Annotated in this window: 21 protein-coding genes and 1 pseudogene; 12 read left to right on the top strand and 10 right to left on the bottom strand. The window is 75.5% G+C overall.

The window, feature by feature from the left end; translation table 11 throughout:
• Positions 1-89 precede the first annotated feature (89 nt).
• Positions 90-485 carry a cupin domain-containing protein gene (locus GKC29_RS19735; protein WP_155332223.1) on the top strand — a complete coding sequence of 132 codons (396 nt, stop codon included), beginning with the start codon at positions 90-92 and terminating at the stop codon, positions 483-485.
• Between the two features lie 6 nt (positions 486-491).
• Here the strand turns inward: GKC29_RS19735 and GKC29_RS19730 are convergent, their stop codons facing one another.
• Positions 492-1,721 (bottom strand): MFS transporter, encoded by a 1,230-nt coding sequence (locus GKC29_RS19730; RefSeq protein ID WP_155332222.1) that lies wholly within the window; start codon positions 1,719-1,721, stop codon positions 492-494.
• A 71-nt stretch (positions 1,722-1,792) separates the two neighbouring features.
• Here GKC29_RS19730 and GKC29_RS19725 point away from each other — a divergent pair, with 71 nt between their 5' ends.
• The 6 genes and pseudogenes from GKC29_RS19725 to GKC29_RS19700 all read left to right on the top strand — a co-directional run bounded on the left by GKC29_RS19725 (position 1,793) and on the right by GKC29_RS19700 (position 5,170).
• Positions 1,793-2,290: a MarR family winged helix-turn-helix transcriptional regulator gene (locus GKC29_RS19725; protein WP_230688720.1), complete on the top strand. Its 498-nt coding sequence runs from the start codon at positions 1,793-1,795 to the stop codon at positions 2,288-2,290.
• 56 nt (positions 2,291-2,346) lie between these two features.
• Positions 2,347-2,871: a DUF2087 domain-containing protein gene (locus GKC29_RS19720; protein ID WP_155332221.1), complete on the top strand. Its 525-nt coding sequence runs from the start codon at positions 2,347-2,349 to the stop codon at positions 2,869-2,871.
• Positions 2,872-2,923: 52 nt separating this feature from the next.
• Positions 2,924-3,409: a MarR family winged helix-turn-helix transcriptional regulator gene (locus tag GKC29_RS19715; protein ID WP_155332220.1), complete on the top strand. Its 486-nt coding sequence runs from the start codon at positions 2,924-2,926 to the stop codon at positions 3,407-3,409.
• 60 nt (positions 3,410-3,469) lie between these two features.
• Positions 3,470-3,886: a DUF6069 family protein gene (locus tag GKC29_RS19710; RefSeq protein WP_155332219.1), complete on the top strand. Its 417-nt coding sequence runs from the start codon at positions 3,470-3,472 to the stop codon at positions 3,884-3,886.
• A gap of 7 nt (positions 3,887-3,893) precedes the next feature.
• Positions 3,894-4,055, top strand: a pseudogene (locus GKC29_RS19705) (Hsp20/alpha crystallin family protein); the annotation flags it as partial.
• Between the two features lie 116 nt (positions 4,056-4,171).
• The gene (locus GKC29_RS19700; RefSeq protein ID WP_155332218.1) at positions 4,172-5,170 is read left to right on the top strand and encodes a tyrosine-type recombinase/integrase; all 999 of its coding nucleotides are present in this window, start codon (positions 4,172-4,174) and stop codon (positions 5,168-5,170) included.
• 28 nt (positions 5,171-5,198) lie between these two features.
• Here GKC29_RS19700 and GKC29_RS19695 read toward each other — a convergent pair whose 3' ends face one another.
• Positions 5,199-6,374, bottom strand: coding sequence for a PQQ-binding-like beta-propeller repeat protein (locus GKC29_RS19695; protein WP_155332217.1), 1,176 nt, complete (start codon positions 6,372-6,374; stop codon positions 5,199-5,201).
• A gap of 228 nt (positions 6,375-6,602) precedes the next feature.
• On the opposite strand from GKC29_RS19695, the gene GKC29_RS19690 reads away from it, so the two are divergent.
• Positions 6,603-7,061 carry a DUF4878 domain-containing protein gene (locus GKC29_RS19690; RefSeq protein WP_155332216.1) on the top strand — a complete coding sequence of 153 codons (459 nt, stop codon included), beginning with the start codon at positions 6,603-6,605 and terminating at the stop codon, positions 7,059-7,061.
• Positions 7,062-7,112: 51 nt separating this feature from the next.
• Here the strand turns inward: GKC29_RS19690 and GKC29_RS19685 are convergent, their stop codons facing one another.
• The 7 genes from GKC29_RS19685 to GKC29_RS19655 all read right to left on the bottom strand — a co-directional run bounded on the left by GKC29_RS19685 (position 7,113) and on the right by GKC29_RS19655 (position 17,831).
• Complete coding sequence (locus GKC29_RS19685) at positions 7,113-7,811, bottom strand: ABC transporter ATP-binding protein (protein WP_155332215.1); 699 nt, start codon at positions 7,809-7,811, stop codon at positions 7,113-7,115.
• Positions 7,811-8,788, bottom strand: coding sequence for an ABC transporter ATP-binding protein (locus GKC29_RS19680; protein WP_155332214.1), 978 nt, complete (start codon positions 8,786-8,788; stop codon positions 7,811-7,813). The genes GKC29_RS19685 and GKC29_RS19680 overlap by 1 nt, the downstream gene beginning before the upstream one ends.
• A complete protein-coding gene (locus tag GKC29_RS19675) occupies positions 8,785-11,493 on the bottom strand; it encodes an ABC transporter permease (RefSeq protein WP_155332213.1) in 2,709 nt (902 codons plus the stop codon). The genes GKC29_RS19680 and GKC29_RS19675 overlap by 4 nt, the downstream gene beginning before the upstream one ends.
• Positions 11,493-14,699, bottom strand: coding sequence for an FtsX-like permease family protein (locus tag GKC29_RS19670; RefSeq protein WP_155332212.1), 3,207 nt, complete (start codon positions 14,697-14,699; stop codon positions 11,493-11,495). Before GKC29_RS19670 ends, GKC29_RS19675 begins: the two co-directional genes overlap by 1 nt.
• A 136-nt stretch (positions 14,700-14,835) precedes the next feature.
• On the bottom strand, positions 14,836-15,546 hold the full coding sequence (locus GKC29_RS19665) for a thymidine kinase (protein ID WP_155332211.1): 711 nt from the start codon (positions 15,544-15,546) through the stop codon (positions 14,836-14,838).
• 107 nt (positions 15,547-15,653) lie between these two features.
• A complete protein-coding gene (locus GKC29_RS19660; protein ID WP_155332210.1) occupies positions 15,654-17,042 on the bottom strand; it encodes an MFS transporter in 1,389 nt (462 codons plus the stop codon).
• Positions 17,043-17,060: 18 nt separating this feature from the next.
• Entirely contained in the window at positions 17,061-17,831 is a 771-nt protein-coding gene (locus GKC29_RS19655) for a glycerophosphodiester phosphodiesterase (RefSeq protein WP_155332209.1), read from the bottom strand.
• A 138-nt stretch (positions 17,832-17,969) separates the two neighbouring features.
• Between GKC29_RS19655 and GKC29_RS19650 the strand changes: the two genes are divergently transcribed.
• Genes GKC29_RS19650 through GKC29_RS19640 form a run of 3 tightly spaced genes read left to right on the top strand, consistent with a single transcriptional unit; the run spans position 17,970 to position 20,707 of the window.
• A complete protein-coding gene (locus tag GKC29_RS19650; protein ID WP_155332208.1) occupies positions 17,970-18,647 on the top strand; it encodes a hypothetical protein in 678 nt (225 codons plus the stop codon).
• A gap of 5 nt (positions 18,648-18,652) precedes the next feature.
• Positions 18,653-20,344 (top strand): hypothetical protein, encoded by a 1,692-nt coding sequence (locus tag GKC29_RS19645; protein WP_155332207.1) that lies wholly within the window; start codon positions 18,653-18,655, stop codon positions 20,342-20,344.
• A gap of 9 nt (positions 20,345-20,353) precedes the next feature.
• A complete protein-coding gene (locus GKC29_RS19640) occupies positions 20,354-20,707 on the top strand; it encodes a hypothetical protein (RefSeq protein ID WP_155332206.1) in 354 nt (117 codons plus the stop codon).
• Between the two features lie 67 nt (positions 20,708-20,774).
• Here GKC29_RS19640 and GKC29_RS19635 read toward each other — a convergent pair whose 3' ends face one another.
• Positions 20,775-21,545 (bottom strand): 1-acyl-sn-glycerol-3-phosphate acyltransferase, encoded by a 771-nt coding sequence (locus tag GKC29_RS19635; RefSeq protein WP_155332205.1) that lies wholly within the window; start codon positions 21,543-21,545, stop codon positions 20,775-20,777.
• A 177-nt stretch (positions 21,546-21,722) separates the two neighbouring features.
• On the opposite strand from GKC29_RS19635, the gene GKC29_RS19630 reads away from it, so the two are divergent.
• Entirely contained in the window at positions 21,723-23,135 is a 1,413-nt protein-coding gene (locus tag GKC29_RS19630; RefSeq protein WP_155334250.1) for a cytochrome ubiquinol oxidase subunit I, read from the top strand.
• Positions 23,136-23,141: the final 6 nt, after the last annotated feature.

Here is a 23,141-nt window from a genome sequence, read left to right as displayed (position 1 = left end):
GCCACCCACCCTATGCCCAGGTGGACGAGGTCACCGACAGCGAGCGGCCGGGGCGGGCGTCGCTGGCGCCGACTGTGCACCATGGGGCGATGAGCAACGAGCCGATCGACCTGGCGACCGCGTTCGCCGCCTTCGACCAGCTGTGGAGCCCGCGCATCGTCACCCGCGTCAACGACTACGACGTCCGGATCGCGAAGGTGGCGGGGGAGCACGTGTGGCACGCCCACGACGACACCGACGAGTTCTTCCTCGTCCTGGACGGCGAGTTGCGCATCGCGCTGCGCGACGGCGAGGGTGGCGCGGAGCGGGAGGTGGTCCTGCGCACGGGCGCGGTGCACGTGGTGCCGCGGGGGGTGCAGCACCGGCCGTCATCGCCGGGCGGCGCGTCGATCCTGATGTTCGAGCCGACGGGGACGTCCAGCGTCGGGGACCGGCACGACCCGGTGCCGGACCACGTCGACGCCACCACCGGCCACGTCCTGTAGGGCCGGTCACCGCGCGGCCGGCCGGCGCCGGCCGCGCGGCACCGACGGGGGTGTCCACGTCAGACGCCGTACGCCCGGCACCACGGCGCTGCCGAGGCAGGCGAGCGCGACGAGTCCGGCTGCGGTCAGCAGGGGGGCGCCGGGTCCCCAGGCGTCGGCGGCGAGCGGTGCGAGGGCGTATCCCAGCGGCACCGCACCGAGGGACGCGAGCCAGTCGTAGGAGGTGGCGCGGGCGAGCACGCGCGGTGGAAAGTGGGCCTGCACCACGGTCGCCCACACCGGGTTGAGGTAGCCCAGCGCGGCCAGCGCGACGCCGTAGGCGGCGATGACCAGCGGGGCCGGCGCGGCGGCGGCGAGGAGCACGAGCGGGATGGCGTAGCTGGCCAGGCCGACGTTGGCGGCCAGCACCGGCCGGCGCGGCCGTACCCGGGTGGCCAGTAGCGACCCCGCCAGCATCCCGACCGCCCCGGCCTGCAGCAGCAGGACCCAGACGTGTTCGCCGCCGAGCTTCCGTACGGCGATCGCCGGGCCGAGGGTGGTCAGGACGGCGGCGGCGCCGTTCCAGGCGCCGTGGCCGACGAGACTGACGACGAACCAGTCGCGGGCGCGCACCTCGCGCCACCCCTCCCGCAGGTCAGTCAGGACCGACCGCCGGGGCGCCGTCACGTGCGGGACGCGGGCGGCGGCGAGTAGGAGCGCACTGAGCCCGAATGTGGCGGCGTCGAGGACGAACGCCCAGGCCGGCCCGGCAGCCCAGATCAGCGCGCCGGCCAGGGCCGGGCCGGCGAGCCGGCTGGCGTTGCCGGTCGCCGCGAGCAGGGCGTTGGCCTGCTGGCGCTGCGCCGGCCCGACGGCGCCGGCGACCAGGGGCGCGGCGGTGGGCAGCGCGAATCCCCCGGCGGCGCCGCTCGCCGCGGCCGCTGCGGCGATGGTGGTCAGCGACGGATCGGCGGCCAGTTCCAGGGCGACAACGAGCTGCGCCGCGCCGCGGACGACGTCGGCGAGGACGGCCACCCGCCGCGCGTCGAACCGGTCGGCGAGTACGCCGCCGACCGGGAGCAGGAGCAGCCGGGGCAGCATCGCGCACGCCAGGACGAGGGCCAGCGCCGCGGCGGACCCCGTGGCGCGGAGGACGGCGAGGGCGAGGGCGGCGGGGACCACGGCGTCGCCGACCGCGGAGACGGTACGAGCGAGGAAGATCAGCCGGAACGCGGGCTGTCGCAGGGGGTGGCTCACACCCGCCGACGATATTTCGTCGTCGAACATTTCGACAGCGAATATTTCGTCGTTGACGTACGCTGTGCGGCGTGACGCCTGAGGACGGTATCGACCGGCACGTGCGGCGGTGGATGGGCGTGCTGCCCGACATCGATCCGGACGTCGAGGGCCCGGTCAGCCGCATGCAGTTCCTCACCCGGCACCTGCGGTCGGTCAAGGAACGAGCGCTGGCGGAGCGGAACCTGCAGGGTCACGAGTACGACACGCTGCACGCCCTGGCCGGCCGCGGGGGCCGCGCCGCACCGTCGGATCTCGCCCGCGATCTGGCCGTGGCGCCCGCCTCGGTCACCGCTCGGGTGGACGGGTTGCTGCGGCGGGGGTTCGTGCGCCGCGTGCCGTCCGACACGGACCGCAGGCGGGTCGACGTCGAGCTGACCGACCCGGGCCGCGCGGCCTGGCTCGGCGCCATGGCGGTGCGCGGGGGCGAGGAACGCCGCCTGCTCGGCGCCCTCGACGCCGACGAGCGACGGGTCCTGTCCGATCTGCTGCGCCGGGTGGTGCTGCGGGCCGAGGAACCGCCGGCCTGAGCGGCGCCGGCGATATCGCCTGGCGGGACGCGTACGCCGCTGGCAGGGTGACCGGCATGACTGCGCAGGTGCTGGCGGGGGCGCTCGCCGACGACGGACGACGACGCGTGTTCGCGGCGATCGTGCTGGGGGCCACGGACCGCGCGGCGGTCGCGGCCCGCAGTGGGCTGGCCGGCCGGGAGGTCGTCACCGCGCTGCGCCGGCTGCGCGACGCGGGCCTGGTCACCGGCGACGACGGCGACCTGGCGATCGACGGCGGGTGGCTGCGGGAAGCGGCCCGGAGCGCACCACCGCCGACGGACGCCGAGCGGCCGGTGGCGGTGGGCGAGCGGGTCCTGCGGACCTTCCTCCGTGACGGCGTCCTGGTCGGACTGCCGGCGCAGCGGAGCCGACGTCGGGTGCTGCTGGAGCACATCGCCGGGTCGTTCGAGCCGGGGGAGCGGTATCCGGAGCGCGCGGTCGACGAGGCGCTGCGCGGCTGGTGCGCCGCGGGCGGGTCGGACCACGTGACGCTGCGGCGGTACCTGGTCGACGAGGGGCTGCTGGCGCGGGAGCGGGGCGTGTACTGGCGGGCGGGTTGACCGTCAGCGCGGAAGATGATCCCGCTCGGGATGGTCTTGTTAGCCTCGGGGAATGTCCTCGTGCTCGCCGGACGGCGCCCCCGACCTGTTGTTCCTGCTCTCCTGGGCGACCCACGCGCTGCTGGCCGAGCAGGCGGAGGGCCTGGCGGAGCTGGGCATCTCACCGCGGGCGCACCTGGTGCTGTTGCGCGCCGGGTCGGGGAAGCTGACCCAACGCCAGATCGGCGAGCTGTGCGGTATCGACAAGACCACGATGGTGGTGACGCTGGACCAGTTGGAGGCGGCCGGGCTGGCCCGGCGGCGCCCGTCGCCGACCGACCGGCGGGCGCGCCTGGTGGAGGTGACGCCGCAGGGCCGGGCGGTGCTCGGCCGGGCGCAGGAGATCGCCGCCGGCATCCAGCGGGACGTGCTCGCCGGCCTGCCCGAGGCGGACCGGGCGGCGTTTCTCCGGTCGATCGAGGCCCTGGTGCGGGGACGGCTCGCGGCCGCCGGACCGTGCGGGCCGGGTAGCCGCCCCGATTGGTTGGGCAGCAGATAGTCCTGCACGAGACGATCTGCTACGGTCGCGTTGTCTCGTCACGTCGACCGAGGAGCCGCCATGAGCGCCACCGCCCGTCCCGCGATCGCCGCCCTGTCCACCACCCGCCGCCGCGGTCTCGCCGTCGCCGCCGCCGTCGCCGCCTGCGTCCTGATCTGGCTCGTCGGCCGCCTGTCGGGCGTCGACTTCACGGTCAAGAACCCCGGCCAGCCGGAGATGGTCATCGGGCTCGCGCCGGTGGTCCTCGTCTCCTTCCTGGCGTCCCTGCTCGGATGGGGCGTGCTCGCGCTCCTGGAGCGCCTCACGCGCCGCCGGGCCACCGTGGTCTGGACCGTTCTCGCGGTGCTCGTCGCCCTGGTCTCGCTCGCCCCGGTGGCCGCCACCGACGCCACGGCCGGCGCGAAGGTCACCCTCGGCGCGATGCACCTCGCGGTGGCGGCGGTGCTGGTCGCCCTGCTGCCGAGCCGGGCCCGCTGACCCTCCCACCCGGCAACTGTTCCTGGGCGACACCCTCGACACCGACAAACTGGAGGCCGGGTACGACAACGGCGTCCTCACGCTGCGCATCCCGGTGGCCGAGCGGGCGAAGCCGCGCCGGGTGACCGTCACCGCCGGCGGCAACGGCCGCAAGCAGATCAGCGCCTGAGCCGGGCGGGACACCAGCGGGACGGCCGTCCGGGCCGTCCCGCTCGCGTGTGTGCGACGACACCGGCAGGGCGCGCCTCCGAGCGTTTCCCCGGCCGTGCTGAGAACCTTTCGCACATGCTCCACTCCGACGCCCCGGTGCGGCACCGACCGTCGCCGCGACCGGCACTGCCCGCCGGCCCGGCCGACTTCACCGAGGCGTGGCTGCGTAACCGGCGGCTGAGCGAGCACACCCGCGACGCGTACCGGCGGGACGTCGCCAGTTGGCTCACCTGGTGCGCCGAGCGCGACCTGGATCCGCTGCGCGCGACGTTCCTGCACGTCAACGAGTACGCCCGCACACTGGAGTCGACCCTCGCCGCGCGCACCGGTAAACCGCTCACCCCGGCCACCGTCGCCCGCAAACTCTCCGCCCTGTCCAGCTGGTACGACTTCCTGGTCAAGCTGCGTGCCGTCGACGCGAACCCGGTGGCCGGCGCGGACCGGCCCCGCATCGACCGGGACCACTCGGCGACGGTCGGGCTCACCCCGGAGGAGGTCGACGCGCTGCTCACCGCGGCCGAGGCCGCCACCGGCCCGACCGCCGCCCGCAACCGGGCGGTGATCGCCCTGCTCGCCGACCTCGGACTGCGGGTGGGGGAGCTCGTCTCGCTGGACGTCGCCGACCTGGGCGCCGAACGCGGTCACCGCAGCGTCCGGTTCGTCGGCAAGGGGGGCAAGGCCCGCCGCCGCGCGCTGACGCCGGGCACCGCGTACGCGGTGGACGTGTACCTGGCGCAGCGGGCGGCCGGCCACGGCGTGCCGGTGCACCAGCTGACCGGCCCGCTCCTGGTCACCGCGACCGGCGCCCGCCTCGACCGGCACTCGGTGTTCCGGCTGGTGCGCCGCCTCGCCCGGGAGGCCGGCATCGCGGCCTGGGCGCGGCTGTCACCGCACTCGCTGCGGCACTCCTTCGCCACCACCGCCCGCGCCGAGGGTGTGCCGCTGGAGGACGTGCAGGACGCGATGGGCCACGCCGACCCGCGTACCACCCGCCGCTACGACCGGGACCGGTACAACCTCGACCGGGACCCCGCGTACGTGATCTGGGCGGCCCGCTCCCGCCGCCGCGGCTGACGCCGGCCGGGCGACGCACGGGCCCCCGTCAGCCGCGACCGTCGAGACGCCACACGGTCACCCGCCCGTCGACGCGGCACACCAGGCGGGTCACCGCCGCACGGCACTCCCGGGTCCCCGGCGGCAGCACACCGCGTACCCGGGGACCGTCCGGGCCGACCACACCCACCAACAGCCGCTCCCGGTCGGCGGCGGGACGCAACAGCACCAGCGGCTCGGCCGGGCGCCGCCCCGGCACGGCCCGCCACGCACCGCCGTCCGGCCACGTCCACGCCGGCGCTCCGGTGTCCGGCCGCAGCGCCCACCGCGTGCGCCCGAGGTGCAGGCAGAGCAGGCCGGCGCAGCGGCGCACGGTCAGCTCGCCGCCGGGCAACGGCCGCTGCCAACGGGCCGTGAAGGCGGGCAGGTCGAAACCGGTCAGCACCGGGCCCGCCGCGGTGGGATGGCGCAGGACGAGCCGGCCGCCGACCACCTGCGGGTTGTCCGGGGCGTAGTCGGCCGGCGGCAGGCGCCCCTCACCCAGCGCGGCGCCGCCGCGCGCGTCGTGCACCCGGGCCAGCCCGCTGTCGTGCACCAGCAGCACCCGCGCCGGCGCCTCCGGCAGCACCGTCACCACCGCGGTGGACGGGACCGGCACGGTCCACCGGGTCCGCCCGGTGGCCGGGTCGACGCCCCGCACCGCGCCCTCGACCCGCCGGCCCGGCTCGATGGCGCTGCGGACCTCCGTCACCGCGATCGCCTGGTCCCCGGCGGCGTACACCCGGTCGGGGCGCCGCCAGCGCTGCTGCCCGGTGGCCGCGTCGCGGGCGGTGGTGGCGGTGGCCTGCCCGACCTGGCCGCGTTCCACGATCAGCAGCAGCCCGGCGGTGGACTCGGCGGACCAGCCGGCGGCGACGGACACCCGCGCGCGCCAGCGGGGTGCCCGGTCCGGGGCCGCGGCGTCGTACGCGGCCAGCTCCGGCGGGTCCACCACCAGCACCGAATCCCCGGCGACCAGCACGGTGCCGCTCACCGGCACCGGTGGCCCGACGGCGGACGGCAACGCCGCCACGGGAGCGGCCGGCCCGAGCAGCAGCAGGCAACCGGCGGCCACCGCCAGCGCCGACTCCCCCCGGTGGGGCCGGGCCCGGCGGGGGACGTCCGCACCGGGCGCGCCCCGCTCGTCGCCCAGCTCGATCAGCGCCGCCACCGGGGATCCGCTCATCGTCGCCACCCCCGGCGCGCCTCGGACCGCGGCCGGCGTGTGCCGGACGGGCGCAGCCGCCGGTCCGGTGTCGGCGGGGTGCCGGACGGGCACCGCTGCGCGGGGCGGCTCATCGGCGGGCTCCTGGGCACGTGTCCGGGGCTTGCGCCGACGGTAGACGATCCGGTGACGACCGCGACAGGGGCCGACTTCCTGCGCGCGGGCCGGCCCGTTGCCTACGGTCGACGGGTGGGCGCTGAGCAGCCGTGGAGCCGGCCGGCCCGGCCGCGCCGACCGGTGCGCGCCGGGCTGGTGTTTGCCGGTGTCGGCGTCGCGCTGTGCTGCGTCGGCGTCGCCGGCCTCGGCGCCCGGAACCTGCAGGTGGTCACGCAGGCCAGCGGCCCGGTGCGGGAGACCGCCGACGGATTCCTGCGGTCGGTGACCGCCGGCGACACCGACGGCGCGTACGACCGGCTGTGCGCCGACGCCCGCACCCGCTGGAGCCAGCTCGGTTTCACCAGCTGGGTCCGCACCCCGCCGACGGTCAGCGACTACGAGATCCTCGACGTGTCGGTCGCCACCCGCCGCGGCCGTCCCCAGGGCACGGTCACCGTGCGGCTCACCCGCGACAGCGGCACCACCGAGCAGCGGGAGATGACCGTGGTGAAGGAGGACGGTGGCTGGCGGGTGTGCGGCGACCCCTACTGACGCGGCCGGCCCGGCACCGGCTGCGCGGTCAGGCCGGCACCGGCTGCGCGGTCAGGCCGGCACCGGCTCGCCCGCCTCGACCAGCCGGCCGTCGCGCAGCACCAGCACCCGGTCGGCCAGCTCCATCAGCGTCGGGTCGTGGGTGGCCACCAGAGCGGTCATCCCCCGGGCGTGCACGAGCGCCCGCAGCAGATCCATCACCGACCGGCCGGTCTCCGAGTCGAGCTGACCGGTCGGCTCGTCGGCGACCAGCAGCGGCGGGTCGTTGGCCAGCGCGCGGGCGATCGCCACGCGCTGCTGCTGCCCGCCGGACATCTCGTACGGGCGCTGCGCCGCGTGCCCCCCGAGGCCGACCAGTTCCAGCAGCACCGCCACCCGCTGCTCCCGTTCGGCGGCGGGCACCTTCGCCAGGCGCATCGGCATCCCGACGTTCTCCGCCGCGGACAGGATCGGGATCAGCCCGAACGACTGGAACACGAAACCGATGGTGTCCCGGCGCAGCTCCAGCAGTTCCCGCTCGCCGGCGGAGGTCACCTCGTGCCCGGCGACGTGGATCCGCCCGGCGGTGGGCGTGTCCAGGCCGCCGATCAGGTTGAGCAGGGTCGTCTTGCCGGCGCCGGAGCGGCCCCGGATGGCCACCAGCTCCCCGCGGCCGGCGGTGAAGGACACCTCGCGCACGGCGTGCACCACCCGGTCGCCGCTGCCGTAGTCGCGGCTGACCCCCTCGACGCGTACCAGCTCGTCGCCCATCACTTGTCCTCCGTCCTCGGGTCCACGCCGGGCCGCACCTGCACGTGGTCCGGCTCCAGGTTGAGCCGCACCCGGTCGCGCAGCGCCAGGGCGTCGACGAACGCCGCCGGCAGCTGCATGCGGCCGGCCCGGTCCAGCACCGCGTACTCCTCGGTGACCAGTTCCTCGACACCGTCGGCGCCGATGCGGGACGAGCGGTGCACCTCCGAGGCGGTGCGGCCGTCGCGGATCGCCACCGTCCGGCGGACCTGGGAGGCGACCTGGTGGTCGTGGGTGACCACCACGATCGTGACGCCGAGCTCGGCGTTGATGGTGCGCAGCGCGGCGAACACCTCCCCGGCGGTCGCCTCGTCCAGCTCCCCGGTCGGCTCGTCGGCGAACAGCACCTCCGGGTCGTTGGCGACGGCCACCGCGATCGCGCAGCGCTGCTGCTCACCGCCGCTCATCTGCCCCGGCCGGCGGTCCGCGCAGTAGCCCACCCCGACCAGGTCCAGCAGCTCGTCCGCGCGCCGGCGCAGCCCCCGCCCGCGCCGCCCGGCCAGCCGCATCGGCAGCTCCACGTTCTCCCGCGCGGTCAGGTACGGCAGCAGGTTGCGTCCGGTCTGCTGCCACACGAACCCGACGGTGTGGCGGCGGTAGCGCAGCCGCTTCTTCGCCGACATGGTGAGCAGGTCGTAGCCGGCGACGCGGGCGATGCCGGCGGTCGGCACGTCCAGCCCGGACAGGATGTTCAGCACGGTCGACTTGCCCGACCCGGACGCGCCGACGATGGCGACCAGCTCGCCCCGGTCGACCACCAGGTCCAGCCCCTGCAACGCGACGACCTCGACGCCCTCGGTGGTGAAGATGCGGACCAGCCCGTCGCAGACGATGTGCCCGCGCAGCCGGTCGGCGCCACCGGCGCGGGCGGCGGCGCGTTCCGCCGCCCGCCGTTGCAGCGTCGCGAGGTCCGGTGCCTTCTCCTCGACCGCAGTCATGAGTTCTCCTCTCCCACCCGGAGCACCTCACCGAGACGCATCCGGCGGTTCGCCAGATTCTCCACGGCCAGCCCGGCCAGCAGGCCGACCGCCACCAGGGCCAGCACCCCGCCCACCACCAGCGGGTCCAGGTGGTCCCGCACGGCCACCCCGGGGGTGAACGCCGACAGCCCGAGGGAATCCCCGAGCAGTCGCGGCAGCGCCACCCCGACCGTCGCTCCGGCCACCGCCGCGACGACCACCAGCGGCACGAGTTCGTACACCAGCAGCCGCCGCCCCTGAGCACCGGACAGCCCCATCGTGCGCAGCCGGGACAGCACCCGGCCCCGGCCCGCGGCGTCGGCGACCACCGCGAACCCGACCGCGAGCAGCGCCAGCGCGGTGCCGCCGGCCGCGCCCGCCGCGAACGCCAAGGTGAGCACCTCGTTGGCGCCGGTGCGGTCCAGCCCTTCCCGGTACGCCTCCCAGGTCTGCAGCCGCGCCGGCAGCTCCGGCCGGTTCACCTCGGCGCCGAGCACCGCCGCCTGCCAGGATCGCTGCTCGTCGTCGGCGACCTGCACCAGCCGGGACACGTCGATGTCCGTCCCGGCGATCAGATACCGGTTGGGAACGATCGGGGTGGCCGCGTACTCGGGCAACGCCTGCCACGGCAGGACCACGAACCGTTCGCTGCCCAGCCCCACCCCGGGGAACTGCTCCGCCACGGCGGCGACGCTGAACTCGTAGAGCCGGTTCTGCACGTCGGCCGCCCCGCCGCCGGCGAGCAGCTTCGCGACCTGCGGGGAGACCACCGCCGGCACCGGCCCGTCGCCGCGTGCGGCGGCGCGCAGCGCGGCGGGCACGTCGACGTCAACGCCGCTGCGCTGCGCCACCCGGGCGAACGCGGGCGCGTCGACCACCAGCACCCGGGCCTGGCCGAGCAGCCGTGCCCGCGGGCCGGCGTCCGAGAGCACCCGCCGGTTGGACTCCGCCCACACCCGCGCCACCTCCTCCACACCGGACACGCGAGCCAGCCGCTCGGCGCTGTCCGGCGCGAAGGCGTACCCGGTCAGCCACGCGTCGCCCGGCACGGTCAGGGTGCTGGCCCGGTCCCGTGCCTCGTCCACGGTGGTGGCCACCACCGCTCCGAACACCCCGGTGCTCACCGCGACGATCAGCACCGCGAGCGGTCCGAGGGTCACCGGCGCGCCCCGGCCGGCGCGCGCCGCCCCGAGGAACAGCAGGGCACCGCGGGCCCGTGCGGCCACCCGATCCACCAGCCGCAGCGGCCACGGCAGCACCCGCAGCGCGACCAGCGCCGCGGCGACCGCCACCAGCACCGGCACCGAGGACAGGTAGGCGTCCACGCCGTCGGCGGCGATGAGCCCGCGGCGACGCAGCAGCAGCACCCCGGCCACCGCCACCAGCAGCACGGTCGCCTCCACCGTCAACCGCCGCGCCGACGGCCGGGCCCGGGTCAGGTCCTTACGCGCGGCGACGACGCCGATCCGCCGGTGCCCGGCCATCGCCAGCACCGGCACCACCCCGGCGGTGAGCAGCGCCAGCAGCAGCAGAAGCGGCCAGGTGACGCCGTCGGCCCGGCCCGGCACCTGGGCGCCGACGAGGACGCCGGCCAGCACCGCGACGGGTTGCACGAGCACCGCCTCGGCCAGGGTCCAGCCGCCGATGCCGGCCAGCGCGGCGCCGCGGGCACGCAGCAGCGCCAACTCGTCGTGGCGGCGTTGCACCGCGAGCCGGGCCGCCAGGACGATGAGCCCCAGCAGGCTGGCCACCAGGCCGGCCTGCACGACGGCGAGCAGCCCCCGCGCCGAACGCAGCTGCTCGGTGAACCGGGTCAGTACCACGTCCAGCGAGGTGGCCACGGCGCTGGACCGCTCGAACTCGGTGCGCCGGGCCTGGCCCACGGCCGAGATGACCGCCGGGAGGTCGGACGCGTCCAACCGCCGCTCGTCGATCCGGTACCGCCAGCCGTAGCTCACCTCGGTGGTGTTCTGCCTGGCCACGGCGTCGATGCCGGCCCAGTCGGTGACCGCGACGGCCAGGTACGGATCACCGTCGTTCTGTGGCGCCACCGGGTCCAGGGCCAGCTTCAGACCTTCCCAGGCCGGGTCGCTGCCGTCGCGGGCGGCGAAGACTCCGGACACCACGGCCTGGGCGGGTGTACCGCCCCGGGAGCCGGTGAACCGGATCGGCGTGCCGGGCCGCAGGGCGAGCAGCTCGGCGACCGGTTCGGAGACGGCGACCTGGGCCTGCCCGCGGGTGGAGGCGGGCCACCGCCCGGCCCGCAGCACCGCGGCCTCCTGCAGGCCGGTCTGGGCGTACAGGCCGATCTGTTTGGGGGCGCCGCCGTTCATCGGGGGGCTGTCGCCGGTCGCGATCAGGCGGTCGGGGTTGAACGCGGCGAAGTACCAGCTCGGGCCGACCAGCCGGGGTAGCGGCTGCGGCAGGGCGGCCGCGTACCGGTTCAGGTCGCGCTCACCGGCGGCGGCGGCGAACGAGCTGTCCGGCAGCGTGGTGGTGACGATCGACAGATCGCGGACCAGGTACGGCTCGGCGGCGACGTCCGCGCGCAGCGCCCGGTCGGCGTAGTGGTTGACCAGCCGGGGGGTGGCGGTGAGCAGCACCGCCGCCACCAGCCCCAGCCCGGCCAGCAGGCCCGCGTGCGCGGCCAGCACCCGCAGCCGCCGCACCACCCTCCCCGCCATCATCGCTCCTCCCCGATGCGCAGCTGGCTGCCGGCCAGGCGGCGTCGCATGGTCAACGAGACGGCCGCGCTGAAGGCCAGCGCGAGCAGCAGCAGGCCGACGCCGGTGGCGACGATCGGCGGCCAGTCCACGTGCAGCAGCGGCGGCGGGTCGGGTCGCTGCGCCGCGGGGGTGAGGATCACCAGCGGGGCCATCGTCGCGGCGACACCCACCCCGACGAACAGGCCGACCAGCACGCCCATCCCGGCCAGGAGCCCCTGTTCGGCCAGGAGCGAGCGGGCCACCAGGCGGTGTCCGGCGCCGAGCGTGTGCAGGACCGCCAGTTCGGTGGCGCGCCGGCGGGCGGTCGCACTGACGTCCACGGCGACGCCGACCGCGGCGAGCAGCACCGCGGCCAGGGCCGCGGCGAACAACGCCCCCCGCGCGCCGACGCCGAACGGTTCCCGTGCCAGGTCGGCGGTGATCCGCCCCCGGTCGAGGACGGTCAGGCCGCCGAGCGCGCCGACGGCCGTCGCCGCCTGCTCGCGCTGCGCCGGCCGGACCGTCAGCCACCACTCCTGCGGTGATCGGACGAGGCCGTTGCTGTGGAACACCCGGGTGCTCAGTGACGGTAGGTCGACCAGGAAGGCGGCCCTCTCGGTGCCGCCCGGAACCGACTCCGCGACGTCGACGAAGCGGACGTCGACCTCGGTGCCACCGAGGACGAGCCGGGTCTGCGCGCCGACGTCGAGCCGCAGAGCGGCGAGCGCCGGCGGGGTGGCCACCACGGGCACCGGCTTCGCCGCTACGGGCGGTGCGATGGCGAACTGGACCGCCGACAGGCCGCCGATACTCCACGCGCCGGCCTGCGCGCTGCGCGTGTAGTGGACGGTCAGCCCGTCACCGTCGGCGTTGTAGCTGGCGACGGGCCCGCCCCGGTTCAGCACCTGCCACCTCCCGGCGCCGCCGAGGTCGACCCTGGTGCCCGTCGTGGCATCGGTGCCGGCCCGGAGGTCGGTCAGCCGCCAGTCCACGGACGCCGCCGGGGAACCCACCGTCTCGGCGGTGAAGCCGGCCAGCCGCCACGGGCCGGCACCGGCCGGAAGGTCCACGGAGAACCGGACCGGCTCGCCGGCCGGGACGTCGGCGAGCAACAACCGCCGGTGCCCGCCGTGCGGCTCGACGAGCACGGCGTGGCTGCGCACCCGCGCGGTCAGGTCGCTGCCCTGCACCAGCAGCTGGCCGGTGAGCGTACGGGCGCCGGCGGGCAGTTCGGCGTGTGGGGCGGTGACCCGAGCCCGCCCGAGGTCGCCGAACAGCTCGGTGGCCGAACCGCCGGCCAGGTCCGGGCGCATCCGCACCACCGGTTCGGCGGCGCCGGCGTCCCAGGCCACCACCGACGCCGGCGCGTTGTCCGGCCCGATCCGGATCGTCTCCCGCCAGGTCGCCAGGACCGCCTCGACGCCGGGTACCGCGGCGAACTGGTCGGCCCGGTCGTCCGGGGCGGACCCGTTGAGCTCGGTCAACCGCAGGTCGGCGCCGACGCGGTGGCCGGCCTGGTCGTCGAGCGACTGCTGCGAGGTGCTGCTGAGGGTCCAGGCGAGGGTGGCGACCGCGACGGCGAGGGCGAGCAGCAGCACCGGGCCGGCGTGCGGGCGTCGCCCCGCCTGCCAGGTGCCGAGGATGGTGGCGGTCCAGGGTTTGCGGTCCACCCACCGCTCGGCCAGCCGGGTCAGCGGCGGCAGCAGCCGCAGGGCGAGCACCGCGCCGGCCAGCACGCCGATGGTGGGCGCGACGGCCAGCAGCGGGTCCACGTCCAGGGCACCGGAGCGGCTGCGGGACAGCGGCGACGAGTACTGGCGCAGCTGATACCAGCTCAGGACGGCCAGTGCCACCAGTACGACGTCGACGCCGGCGCGCTGGACCAGGCCGCGGCGGCTGGGCCGGGACCGGCTGGCCAGGTCGGCGACGTAGGTGCCGCCGCCGCGCAGGCTGGGCACCAGCATGGCCACCAGGCAGCCGGCGGCGGCGAGGGCCGCGACCGGCCACAGCGGGCCGGTCAGGGTGGCGCCCGGCCCCGCCGACACCGCGGCCAGGGCGGGCACCCGTTCGGCGTACGCGAGCAGCCGCGCCGCCAGCGGGGGTGCCAGCACGGCGGCGGGCAGGACGACCAGCGCCGCCTCCCGGGCGGCGAGCCCGGCGAGTTGGGCTCGGGCGGCGCCCCGGGCGCGCAGCAGCGCGGTCTCCGCACGGCGGTGCTCGGTGAGCAGCAGCGCGACGAGCAGCAGCGCGTACCCGCCGAGCACGACCACCAGCAGCATGGGGGTGACCAGGGCGGACCGCCCGACCAGGGTGGCCCGTTGCAGGCGCTGCACCAGGTCGTCGAGGGTGGTGAGGGCGGTGCCGGAGTCGCCGAGGCCGGCCTCGCGGGGCGCGGTGGCGGCGACCCTGGTGACGCCGTCGGCGAGCCGGTCGAGGGCGGCGCCGCCGGTGACACCGCGCAGGTCCGGCTCGACCAGCCACCCGGCGGAGGCGTTGGTGCGGAAACCGGCGAGGAAGTCGTCGCGGTGCACGGTGAACGGTCCGTACGTGGCCGACTGGGGCAGGGTGCCGGTGGCCGCCTCCGGAGCGAGCCGCCAGTACGTGTCGGCCGGGTCGATGGGCGTGAACAGGCCCACCACGGTGACCTGGGTGACCCGGCCGGTGAAGCCGTCGGTGACCGGAACCCGGTCGCCGACGTCGACGCCCAGCACCGCGGCGGCGGGCGCGGCGAGGGCGGCCTGCACCGGGCCGGCGCCCGGTTGCGGCCAGGCGCCGGCGGTGAGCCGGGCGTGCGCGGCCAGGTCGTCGAGGAACATCACCGACGCGTAGACGGTTCCGCCCGCGTCGCCGACCGCCGAGCCGGTGTCGCCGCGCAACTGGCGGCCGGCGGCGTACCCGGCGGCGGTCACCGTCGGGTCCAGGCCGGGCAGGTGCGCGGTGACGTGCTCCCGCAGGGTGGTGTCCCGCTCCCGCAGGGCCTCGGCGGTGCCGCCGGCCGGGCCGCGGACCAGGATCGACCGTTCCTCGGCGGTGGCCTCGGTCAGCACGCTGGCGGTGCCGGAGGCGACGACGTCGTCGTTGTAGGCGGCGAGGCCGGTGAGGGCGGCGGTGGCCACCAGGGTCGCCCCGGCCGCGGCGAGGAGCAGTCCCCTGGCCCCGCGGGCCCGTCGTAACGCGAGCCTCATGTCGTGGTGTACCCCCCGTACGCGCAGGGCGGGGCGGCGCCGGTCGCCGTCCCGTCGTGCGTGAGAGGGGCGAGGGTTCCGGAAAGGTTCGCGCCGTGATCAAACCGTGTCCAACGCGGTCCGCCCCGGCGCCGGGTCAGCGCGGGCCGAGGTCCCCCGCGCGGTAGTGGCGGCGGCAGAGCACCTGGTAGCGGACCTCGGCGGTGTCGACGGTGTCGCCGATGACGACCTGGGCGCCCTCCCGGACCACCCGGCCGTCGACCACGCGGGCGTTGAGCAGCCCTTCCCGGCCGCACCAGCACAACACCTCGACCTGGATGCGGGCCACCTGGTCGGCGAGTTCGAACAGCCGCTGCGCGGCGGGGAACAGGCACGACCGGAAGTCGGTGGCCAGGCCGAACGCGTACACGTCGACGTCGTAGCTGTCGACGAGCTCGGCCATCTGCTCGACGTGCGCGACGCTGTAGAAGCTCGCCTCGTCGCAGATGAGGTAGTCGACGCGGACGCCCTCGGCCCATGTGTCGCGTACCAGGGTGCGCAGGTCCAGGTCGTCGGTGACCTCGACGGCCTCGTGGGCCAGCCCGATGCGGGTGGTGACCTGCGGGCCAAGCGACCGGTCGATGCGGGTGGTGACGAGGCCCCGGCGGCCCTGCCGGGCGTGGTTGTGGTTCATCTGCAACGCCATGGTGGACTTGCCGCAGTCCATCGGCCCCCAGTAGAACCGCAGCGCCGCGGCGTGCAGCGGGCGCCCGTCGACGGCACGGGCGGCGGCGCAGCCGGCGGGTTGCTCGTCGGGGCCGGGCAGCGGGCGTGCCAGGCAGGTCGGGGCAGCGGCGTCGTCGGTCACGGTCGGGCAGCATAATCCATCGACGGTCCTCGTTCGGCCGCATGATCCAGTTCCGGCCGCGCCGGGGTGCGGTCCGCGCGGGTCCGGTCCCGGTCCTCCGTCTGCCCCTACAGCACGCGCGGCGGCGTGTTCCCGGCGGCCACGATCGCCCGGCGCATCGGCACCGCCAGCAGCAGTACGAACCCGACCACGAAGAAGATCAGCAGGGAGACCAGGCCCACCCGGTAGGAGTTGGTGAGCTGGAACACCAGGCCGAACGCCAGCGGCCCCAGCCAGCTCGTGCCCTTGTCGCTGATCTCGTAGAAGCCGTAGTACTCGCCCTCCCGGCCGGCGGGGATGAGCTGGCTGAACAGCGACCGGCTCAGCGCCTGGCTGCCGCCGAGCACCAGGCCGATGGCCGCGCCGAGGGCCATGAACGGCAGCGGCGCCTCGGCGGGCAGCCGGAACGCGCCGAGGATCACGCCGGTCCACAGCACCAGGCTCAGCAGGACGGTCTTCCACGCGCCGATGCGCCGGGCGAGCGCGCCGAGCAGCAGCGCGCCACCGAAGGCGAGGAACTGCACCAGCAGGATGGTGACGATCAGCGTGCTCTGCCCCAGCCGCAGCTCCTCGGTGCCGTACTGGCTGGCCAGGGCGATCACGGTCTGGATGCCGTCGTTGTAGACCAGGAACGCCAGCAGGAAGAACAGCGTCAGCGGGTACGCCTTCAGCTGCCGCAGCGTACGCCCGAGCTGCCGGAACCCGTCGGTGAGGACGTTGCCGCCGCCGTGCAGCGCGGCCGGCGTGGGGTGCTCCCGCAGCCAGCGCAGCGGTACCAGAGTGAACAGCGCCCACCACAGCCCGGCCGACACGATGGACCAGCGGGCCAGGTCCAGGGTGCGTTCCGGCTGCCCGTTGTCGAGGCTCTGCACGGCGACCAGGTTCAGCGCGAGCAGCAGGCCGCCGCCGAGGTAGCCCAGGGCCCAGCCGCGGCTGGAGATGCCGTCGCGGTCGTCGGGGCCGCCGAGTTGCGGCAGGAACGAGTTGTAGACGACCACGCCGGCGCCGAAGGCGATGTTGGCGACGAGGAACAGGGCGCCGCCGAGCAGGTACCGGTCGCCGGTGACGAACAGCATCGCCACGGTGGCGCCGGCGCCGGTGAACGCCGCCGCGGCCAGCAGCCGCTTCTTGTGCACCGACCGGTCGGCGACCGCCCCGACCACCGGCAGCACGAACACGGTGAGGAACACCGACAGCGACACCAGGTACGGGAAGTACGACCCGGCCGCCACCTTGATCCCCAGCGGGTACACGTGCCCGGAGCAGGTGTCCGCGCCCAGTTCGCAGCCGGCGGCGAGCTCGGTGACCGTGGTGAGGAACGGCCCGAGGAACACGGTGATGACGGTGGTGGAGAACGCCGACATCGCCCAGTCGTAGAAGTACCAGCCGGTGCGTTCGCGACGGGTGCTCGACGGTGCGGGAACGTCGTCCACGGTGGTGGCGGGGAAGGTGGCCATCGCGGTCCTTCGGGCGGGTCAGGCGGCCCAGTGGCCGCGGCTGCGGTAGACGTCGCGCAGCACGCCGACGTGATCGGTCATGATGCCATCCACGCCGAGGTCCAGTAACTCGTGCATCTCGGCAGGTTCGTCGATCGTCCAGACATGCACCTGCAGCCCGATGCGGTGGCAGTAGGCGAGGAACCGCCGGTCGGTCACCCGTACCCGCCCGTACCGGACCGGCACCTGCGCGGCGACCACCGACTCCGGCAGCCGCAGCGGCCGGCCGGTCAGTGACGCCATGCGCAGCCGGGCCACGCCGCGCATGCCGAGGCTGGTGGCCACCCGTCCCTGCGTGAGCGCCCGCATCCGGGTCAGTCGGGCGTCGCTGAACGAGGCCAGCAGCACCCGGTCCGCGGCGCCGGACCGGGTCACGGTCGTCACGGCCGGCTCGACGCCCCGGTCGGCCTTGACGTCGACGTTGAACCGCACCTGCGGCCACGCGTCGAGCACCTCGTCCAGCCGCGGCACCACCGCCTCCCCGCCGACCCGCACCGTCGCCAGGTCGGCCCACCGCAGGTCGGCGATGCGGCCGGCCTCGCCGGTGACCCGCCGCAGCGTGGCGTCGTGGAAGATCACCGCGACGCCGTCGGCGGTGGCGTGCACGTCGGTCTCGACGTACCGGTAGCCGAGTTCGACGGCCCGGGCGAACGCCGCGGCGGTGTTCTCGTCGCCGTCGGCGGCGCCGCCGCGGTGGGCGAACGCGAGGGGCGCGGGCGCGTCCAGGTAGGGGTGCGGGGCGGTCAACACGCGAGGGAGTATGCCGGGCGCCGGCGGCGCGCCGGTGACCGGCCGGCGGCCGGGACGTGACGCCGCGGCCGCCGCGGTAACTGCCGCATGTCGGACAGTAACGATCACGATGGCTGCGCCGCCGACGATGATGGGCGCATGGTCTCGTGGACGCCGTCCGGGCCGGGCCGCGCGGAGCCGCCGACGCCACCCGGCCCGCTCACCAGAGCACCGCTGGATCCGCTGCCACCGCCCGCGGTGCCACCGGCACCGCCGCCGGGCGGCGGGCTCCCGCTCGCCGCCCGGGTGGTCGTGCTGCTGGTCCTGGCGGCCGGCAACCCGTGGGTGTCCCGGCCGCTGACCGAGTGGCGCTTCGACCTGTCGGACGCCGAGGGCTTCGCCGCGCTCGTCGCCGCCCCGGGCGAGATGATCCTGTCCGCGCTGCTCGCACTGCGCTGGGAGGTGCGGATCACCGACGACCGCCAGCTGCCGTTCTGGCTGGCGCAGAACGCCCGGACGCTGGTGTTCGTCCTGGTCACGGTGTGGCTGCTGCGCCGGCTGGCCGCCGCCGTACCGGCGCCGTCGCCGGTGCACCGCGCGCTGGCCGTGTTCGCCGCGCCGGTGGCCGGCGGCGCGCTGGCGGCCGCCGGCGGAGTCGTCCTGCTCGTGCTGCTGGGCGCGGGTGACGTCTACGGCTACGACCGGCCGCAGTACGTGCGGGGCGCGCTGGCCGACGGGGTGCACGCCGGCTTCGTGCTGGGTGTGTTCCTGGCGTGGGTGCTGCCCCTGTTGCGGCCGGCCCCGACCGGTGACCCTGCGACAGTGGAACGGAGGTGACGCGCATGCTCCGGGAGGACGTGCGGCCGAAGCGGACGGCCGCTGCGCCGGAGGCGGGCAGTGAGGCGACCCGCTACCTGTGCGCGGCCGCGCACACCGACGAGGCCTTCGCCGAGCGGGCGCTGGCCGAGGTGCTCGAGGACGACCTGCGCGCCGTCGCGCCGTCGGTGGGTTTCGACCTGACGTCGGTGCTGCGGCACTGCCTGCACGCCCGCGGTCGACGCGTCCGTCGGGACGGGTGGCTGCTGCTCGCCGGCGGCGCCGCGGTGCTGCTCTCGCCGCTGTGGACCCTGCTGGCCGGCGCGGCGATGGTGCTCGGCACGCGGCTGGCCCCGTTCCGGCCGACCCGGCAGGGTGCGCTCGGGCCGGTGCTTGCCCTGGTCTCGGTGGCGTTGATCGCGTTGATGTTGCTGGTGCAGCTGCAGGGCGTGGCCGGCGCGGAGCAGGAGCGGACCGGGCTGCCCGGTTGGCTGGTCGGCCGGCCGGTGCTGGCCCTGCCGTTCGGCGTGGTCGCCTACCTGGTGGTCGTGGTCCACCTGCTGGGCACCCGGCGGCTGCTGGTGACCCGGCTCCGGCGCGGCCGGTTCCGCCCGGCGTCCCCGGACACCTCCCGCGACGGCCGGTACGCCGCCCGGCTGGCCGCCGTCGACGAGGCGCAGCGGGGCAACGTCACGGTCTACAGCGGGTACGTCCCGTTCGTGGGGCACGGCACGCCGGTGGCCGGGTGGTCGTTCGCCCTGCCGATCGTGCCGGCCGGGCCCGGGTCGGTGCTGCCCGCTGCGCCGGCCGGGGCCGCCGCGGCGGACGAGCCGGTGCCGTTCGCGGTGCTGGACCTGATCGACCATGTCCGGTCGCGGCTGGCGGCGGTGGGGCGGGACGGCCCGGACGCCGACCGGCTGCCGGACCTGCTGCTGGAGGACCGGATCTTCGTCGGGGGGCGGATGCTCACCGACGACGCGCGCCTGCTGCCCGACCGGGAGCGGACGCCGCGGCAGCACTGGACCGACGAGGAGGTCCGCCGGGTGGCCGCCCGTCCCCGGGGCGCGGCCCGGCACTACCTGTGCGCGCTGGTGCCGTCCTGGGGCGGCGAGGTGGTGGCCGGCACCTTCCTGCACTTCTCCACCGACGGCCGGGTGCTCTACCTGGAGTGCGCACGCACTCTGGTGGAGCCGCCGAGGTGGGAGCACCACGACGTGGACCGGCTGACCGAGTGGCTGCCGGCGAGCCAGTTCGCGCAGCTGCTCGCCAGCGGCGCGGAGGGGCTGCTGCGGACGGCGCTCGGCGCGCCGCTGCGGTTGACCGGGGACGCGGTGCGGGTGCTGCGCCACCACCGCAGGCGGGCGCGGGCACGGCGGCTGGCCCGGGAGGATCTCGGCTACGACTACGGGGCCCGGGCCGGCGTGCGGGAGTTGGCGGCCGGGTCCGGCTACCACAACTACTTCCAGGTGCTGGACGCCGCCAAGCACCTGAAGGTGGTGGAACGGCACGTGCTGGCCGCCATCGTGGACTTCCTCGACGAGCGGGGCGTGGACACCGCCGAGTTCCGCAGCCGGCAGACCATGATCCTCAACCAGGGGGTGATCCAGACCGGCGGGCTCAGTGTGGTCGGTAACCAGGCGGTGGGCACGGGAGCTCGGGCCGAGCAGCGGGCGGAGCAGGTGCCCGCGCCGCGCGGTGGGCGGCCCCGCAGCGAGTGAGGACGGGACATGACGGAGATCAACTACGGGATCCAGCAGTCGGGCGGGGTCAGCCAGGTGGGCAACCAGGCGGTCGGCCCCGGGGCGTACGCGTCCGGGGGGAGCCTGCACGCCACGGCGCCGGCGGCGGTCGACGTGGCGGCCCTGGTGCGGCAGCTGGTGGAGCTCGTCGACCGGCACCGCGGTGACCTGCCGGAGCCGGCCGTGGCGGTGGCGGCGCAGGTGCGCGAGGAACTGTCCCGCCCGGATCCGCGGCCGGCGCGGGTCGAGGCGTTGCTGCACCGCCTCGCCGCCCTCGCCGCGCCGGTCGCACCGGTCGCGGCTGCCGTGACCGAGGTGGTCAGGGCGGTCCAGGCGGCCTGAGGGCGAGCCGGTCCACGCCGGCCGCGAGCCGCGCACGCCGGGCCACCGGCAGGAAGGTGGACGGCGGTCAGCGGTGGCGGCGGTGGGCGCGGCTGGTGTCGACGGGCCGCCCGGGGTCGACGTGGCGGGGCCGGTCGGGCTCGTCCGGCCGCAGCGGCGCCAGGATGTCGGTGATCGCGTCGATGATCCGGTCGGTGCCGCGGCGGGCGGCGCCCGGCGTGCCGTACGTCAGGTCGGTGAGCACGACCGGCGCGCCGAAGTGCACCCGCACCACCGGCCGGCGCAGCAGAGCCCGGGCGATGCCGGGCAGCAGGCCCTTCGGGGTGCGGTAGGGGAGCACCTCGTGCGAGCCCCACTGGGCGACCGGGAGCACCGGTGCGCCGCAGGCGAGGGCGAGGCGGGCGACGCCGGTCTTGCCGCGCTCGGGCCACAGGCCGGGATCCAGGCCGATCCGCCCCTCCGGGTAGACGAGGATCGCCGATCCGCCGGCCACCGCCGCGGCGGCGTCGTCGAGGGCCTTGTGCACGGCGCTGGTGCCCCGTTCGACGCGGATGTGCCCGGCGCGGCGCATCGCCGCCCCGACGACCGGGGCGCGGAACAGCCCGCCGGTGGCCATGAACCGCGGGGCGACGCCGGCGGCGCGGGTCGCGGCGGCCAGCACGATCGGGTCGAACGGGCTGATGTGGTTGGCGGCCAGCACGAGGGGGCCGCGGCGCAGGTGCGCCGGCACCTCCCCGGTGACCTCCAGCCGGGCCAGGGCGCCGACCGCGGCGCGGGCGAGCAGTTGGGCGGCCCGCCAGATCAGTGGCGGGCGCCAGCGGGAGTGCGCGGTGTCCATCAGCGCGCAATGGTCGCACGCGAGGGGGTGAGGACGGGTCCCGCCCCGGGCCGACCGGCCGGGGTGATCAAGGTCATTGGTCCCGGACCGCTTCGGGCCCCTCGACCCTGCCGAAACGCCTACGACGAGCAGTAGTATTTACTACGTCTCGTAGTACGCATGGCTGGGGGTTTCCAGGTGGACGCGTTGGACGTCGCCCGCTGGCAGTTCGGTGTCACCACCGTCTACCACTTCCTCTTCGTCCCGCTGACCATCGGCCTGTCCGTGCTGGTCGCCATCCTCCAGACGCTGTGGCACCGCACCGGCGACGAGAAGTACCTCAAGCTCACCAAGTTCTACGGCAAGCTCTTCCTGATCAACTTCGCGATGGGCGTGGTCACCGGCATCGTGCAGGAGTTCCAGTTCGGCATGAACTGGAGCGACTACTCCCGCTTCGTCGGCGACGTCTTCGGCTCGTTCCTCGCCATCGAGGCCCTCGTGGCGTTCTTCCTCGAGTCCACCTTCATCGGCCTGTGGATCTTCGGATGGGACCGGTTGCCCAAACGGCTGCACCTCGCCAGCATCTGGGCCGCCGCCATCGGCACCAACCTGTCGGCGTACTTCATCCTCGCCGCGAACTCGTTCATGCAGAACCCGGTCGGCTACCGCGTCAACCCCGAGTCGGGCCGCGCCGAGCTGACCGACTTCGTCGCCGTGCTCACCAACAAGGTCGCCCTGATCACCTTCCCGCACACGATCGCCGGGGCATTCCTCGTCGCCGGGTCGCTGCTGGTCGCCGTGGCCCTGTGGCACCTGATCCGCAACCGCGGCTCCGCCGACACCCCCGCCTACCGGTTCGCCGCCAAGTTCGGATCCTGGGTGACGCTGGTCGCCGCCGCCGCGGTCGTCATCACCGGCGACATCCAAGGCAAGATCATGACCCAGGTGCAGCCGATGAAGATGGCCGCCGCCGAGGGCCTGTACGCCACCGAGAGCCCCGCCTCGTTCTCCGTGCTCACCGTCGGCAGCCTCGACGGCACGCGGGAGCTGTTCGCCATCAAGATCCCGTACCTGCTGTCGTACCTCGGCACCGGCGACCCCAACGGCACCGTGCAGGGCATCAACGACCTGCAGGCCCAGTACACCGCCCAGTACGGCGCCGGCAGCTACACCCCGATCATCCCGGTCACCTACTGGAGCTTCCGGTTCATGATCGCCTTCGGGTTGGCCGCCGCCGCGATCGCCCTGCTGGTGCTCTGGACCCACCGCAAGGGCCGCACCCCCACCAGCCGGTGGCTGCTGCGCGCCGGCCTGGTCATGCCGCTGCTGCCCCTGGTCGCCAACTCCTTCGGCTGGATCTTCACCGAGATGGGCCGCCAGCCGTGGATCGTCTTCGGCGAGATGCTCACCCGCGACGGCGTCTCCCGCAGCGTGTCGCTGGCCGAGGTCCTCACCTCGTTCACCGCCTTCACGCTCATCTACGCCACCCTCGCCGTCGTCGAGTTCAAGCTGCTCGTCCGCTACGCCCGGGCGGGCGTACCCGACCTGACCCCGGCCCCCGAGCCCGACGACACCGACGACGCCGAGCGCCCGCTCGCCTTCGCCTACTGACCCGGA

Origin of the sequence: Micromonospora sp. WMMC415 (genome assembly GCF_009707425.1) — a bacterium.
Taxonomy (GTDB): Bacteria; Actinomycetota; Actinomycetes; order Mycobacteriales; family Micromonosporaceae; genus Micromonospora.
The sequence above is the reverse complement of the archived record's forward strand: the minus strand, read 5'-3'. Positions and strand labels throughout refer to the sequence as shown.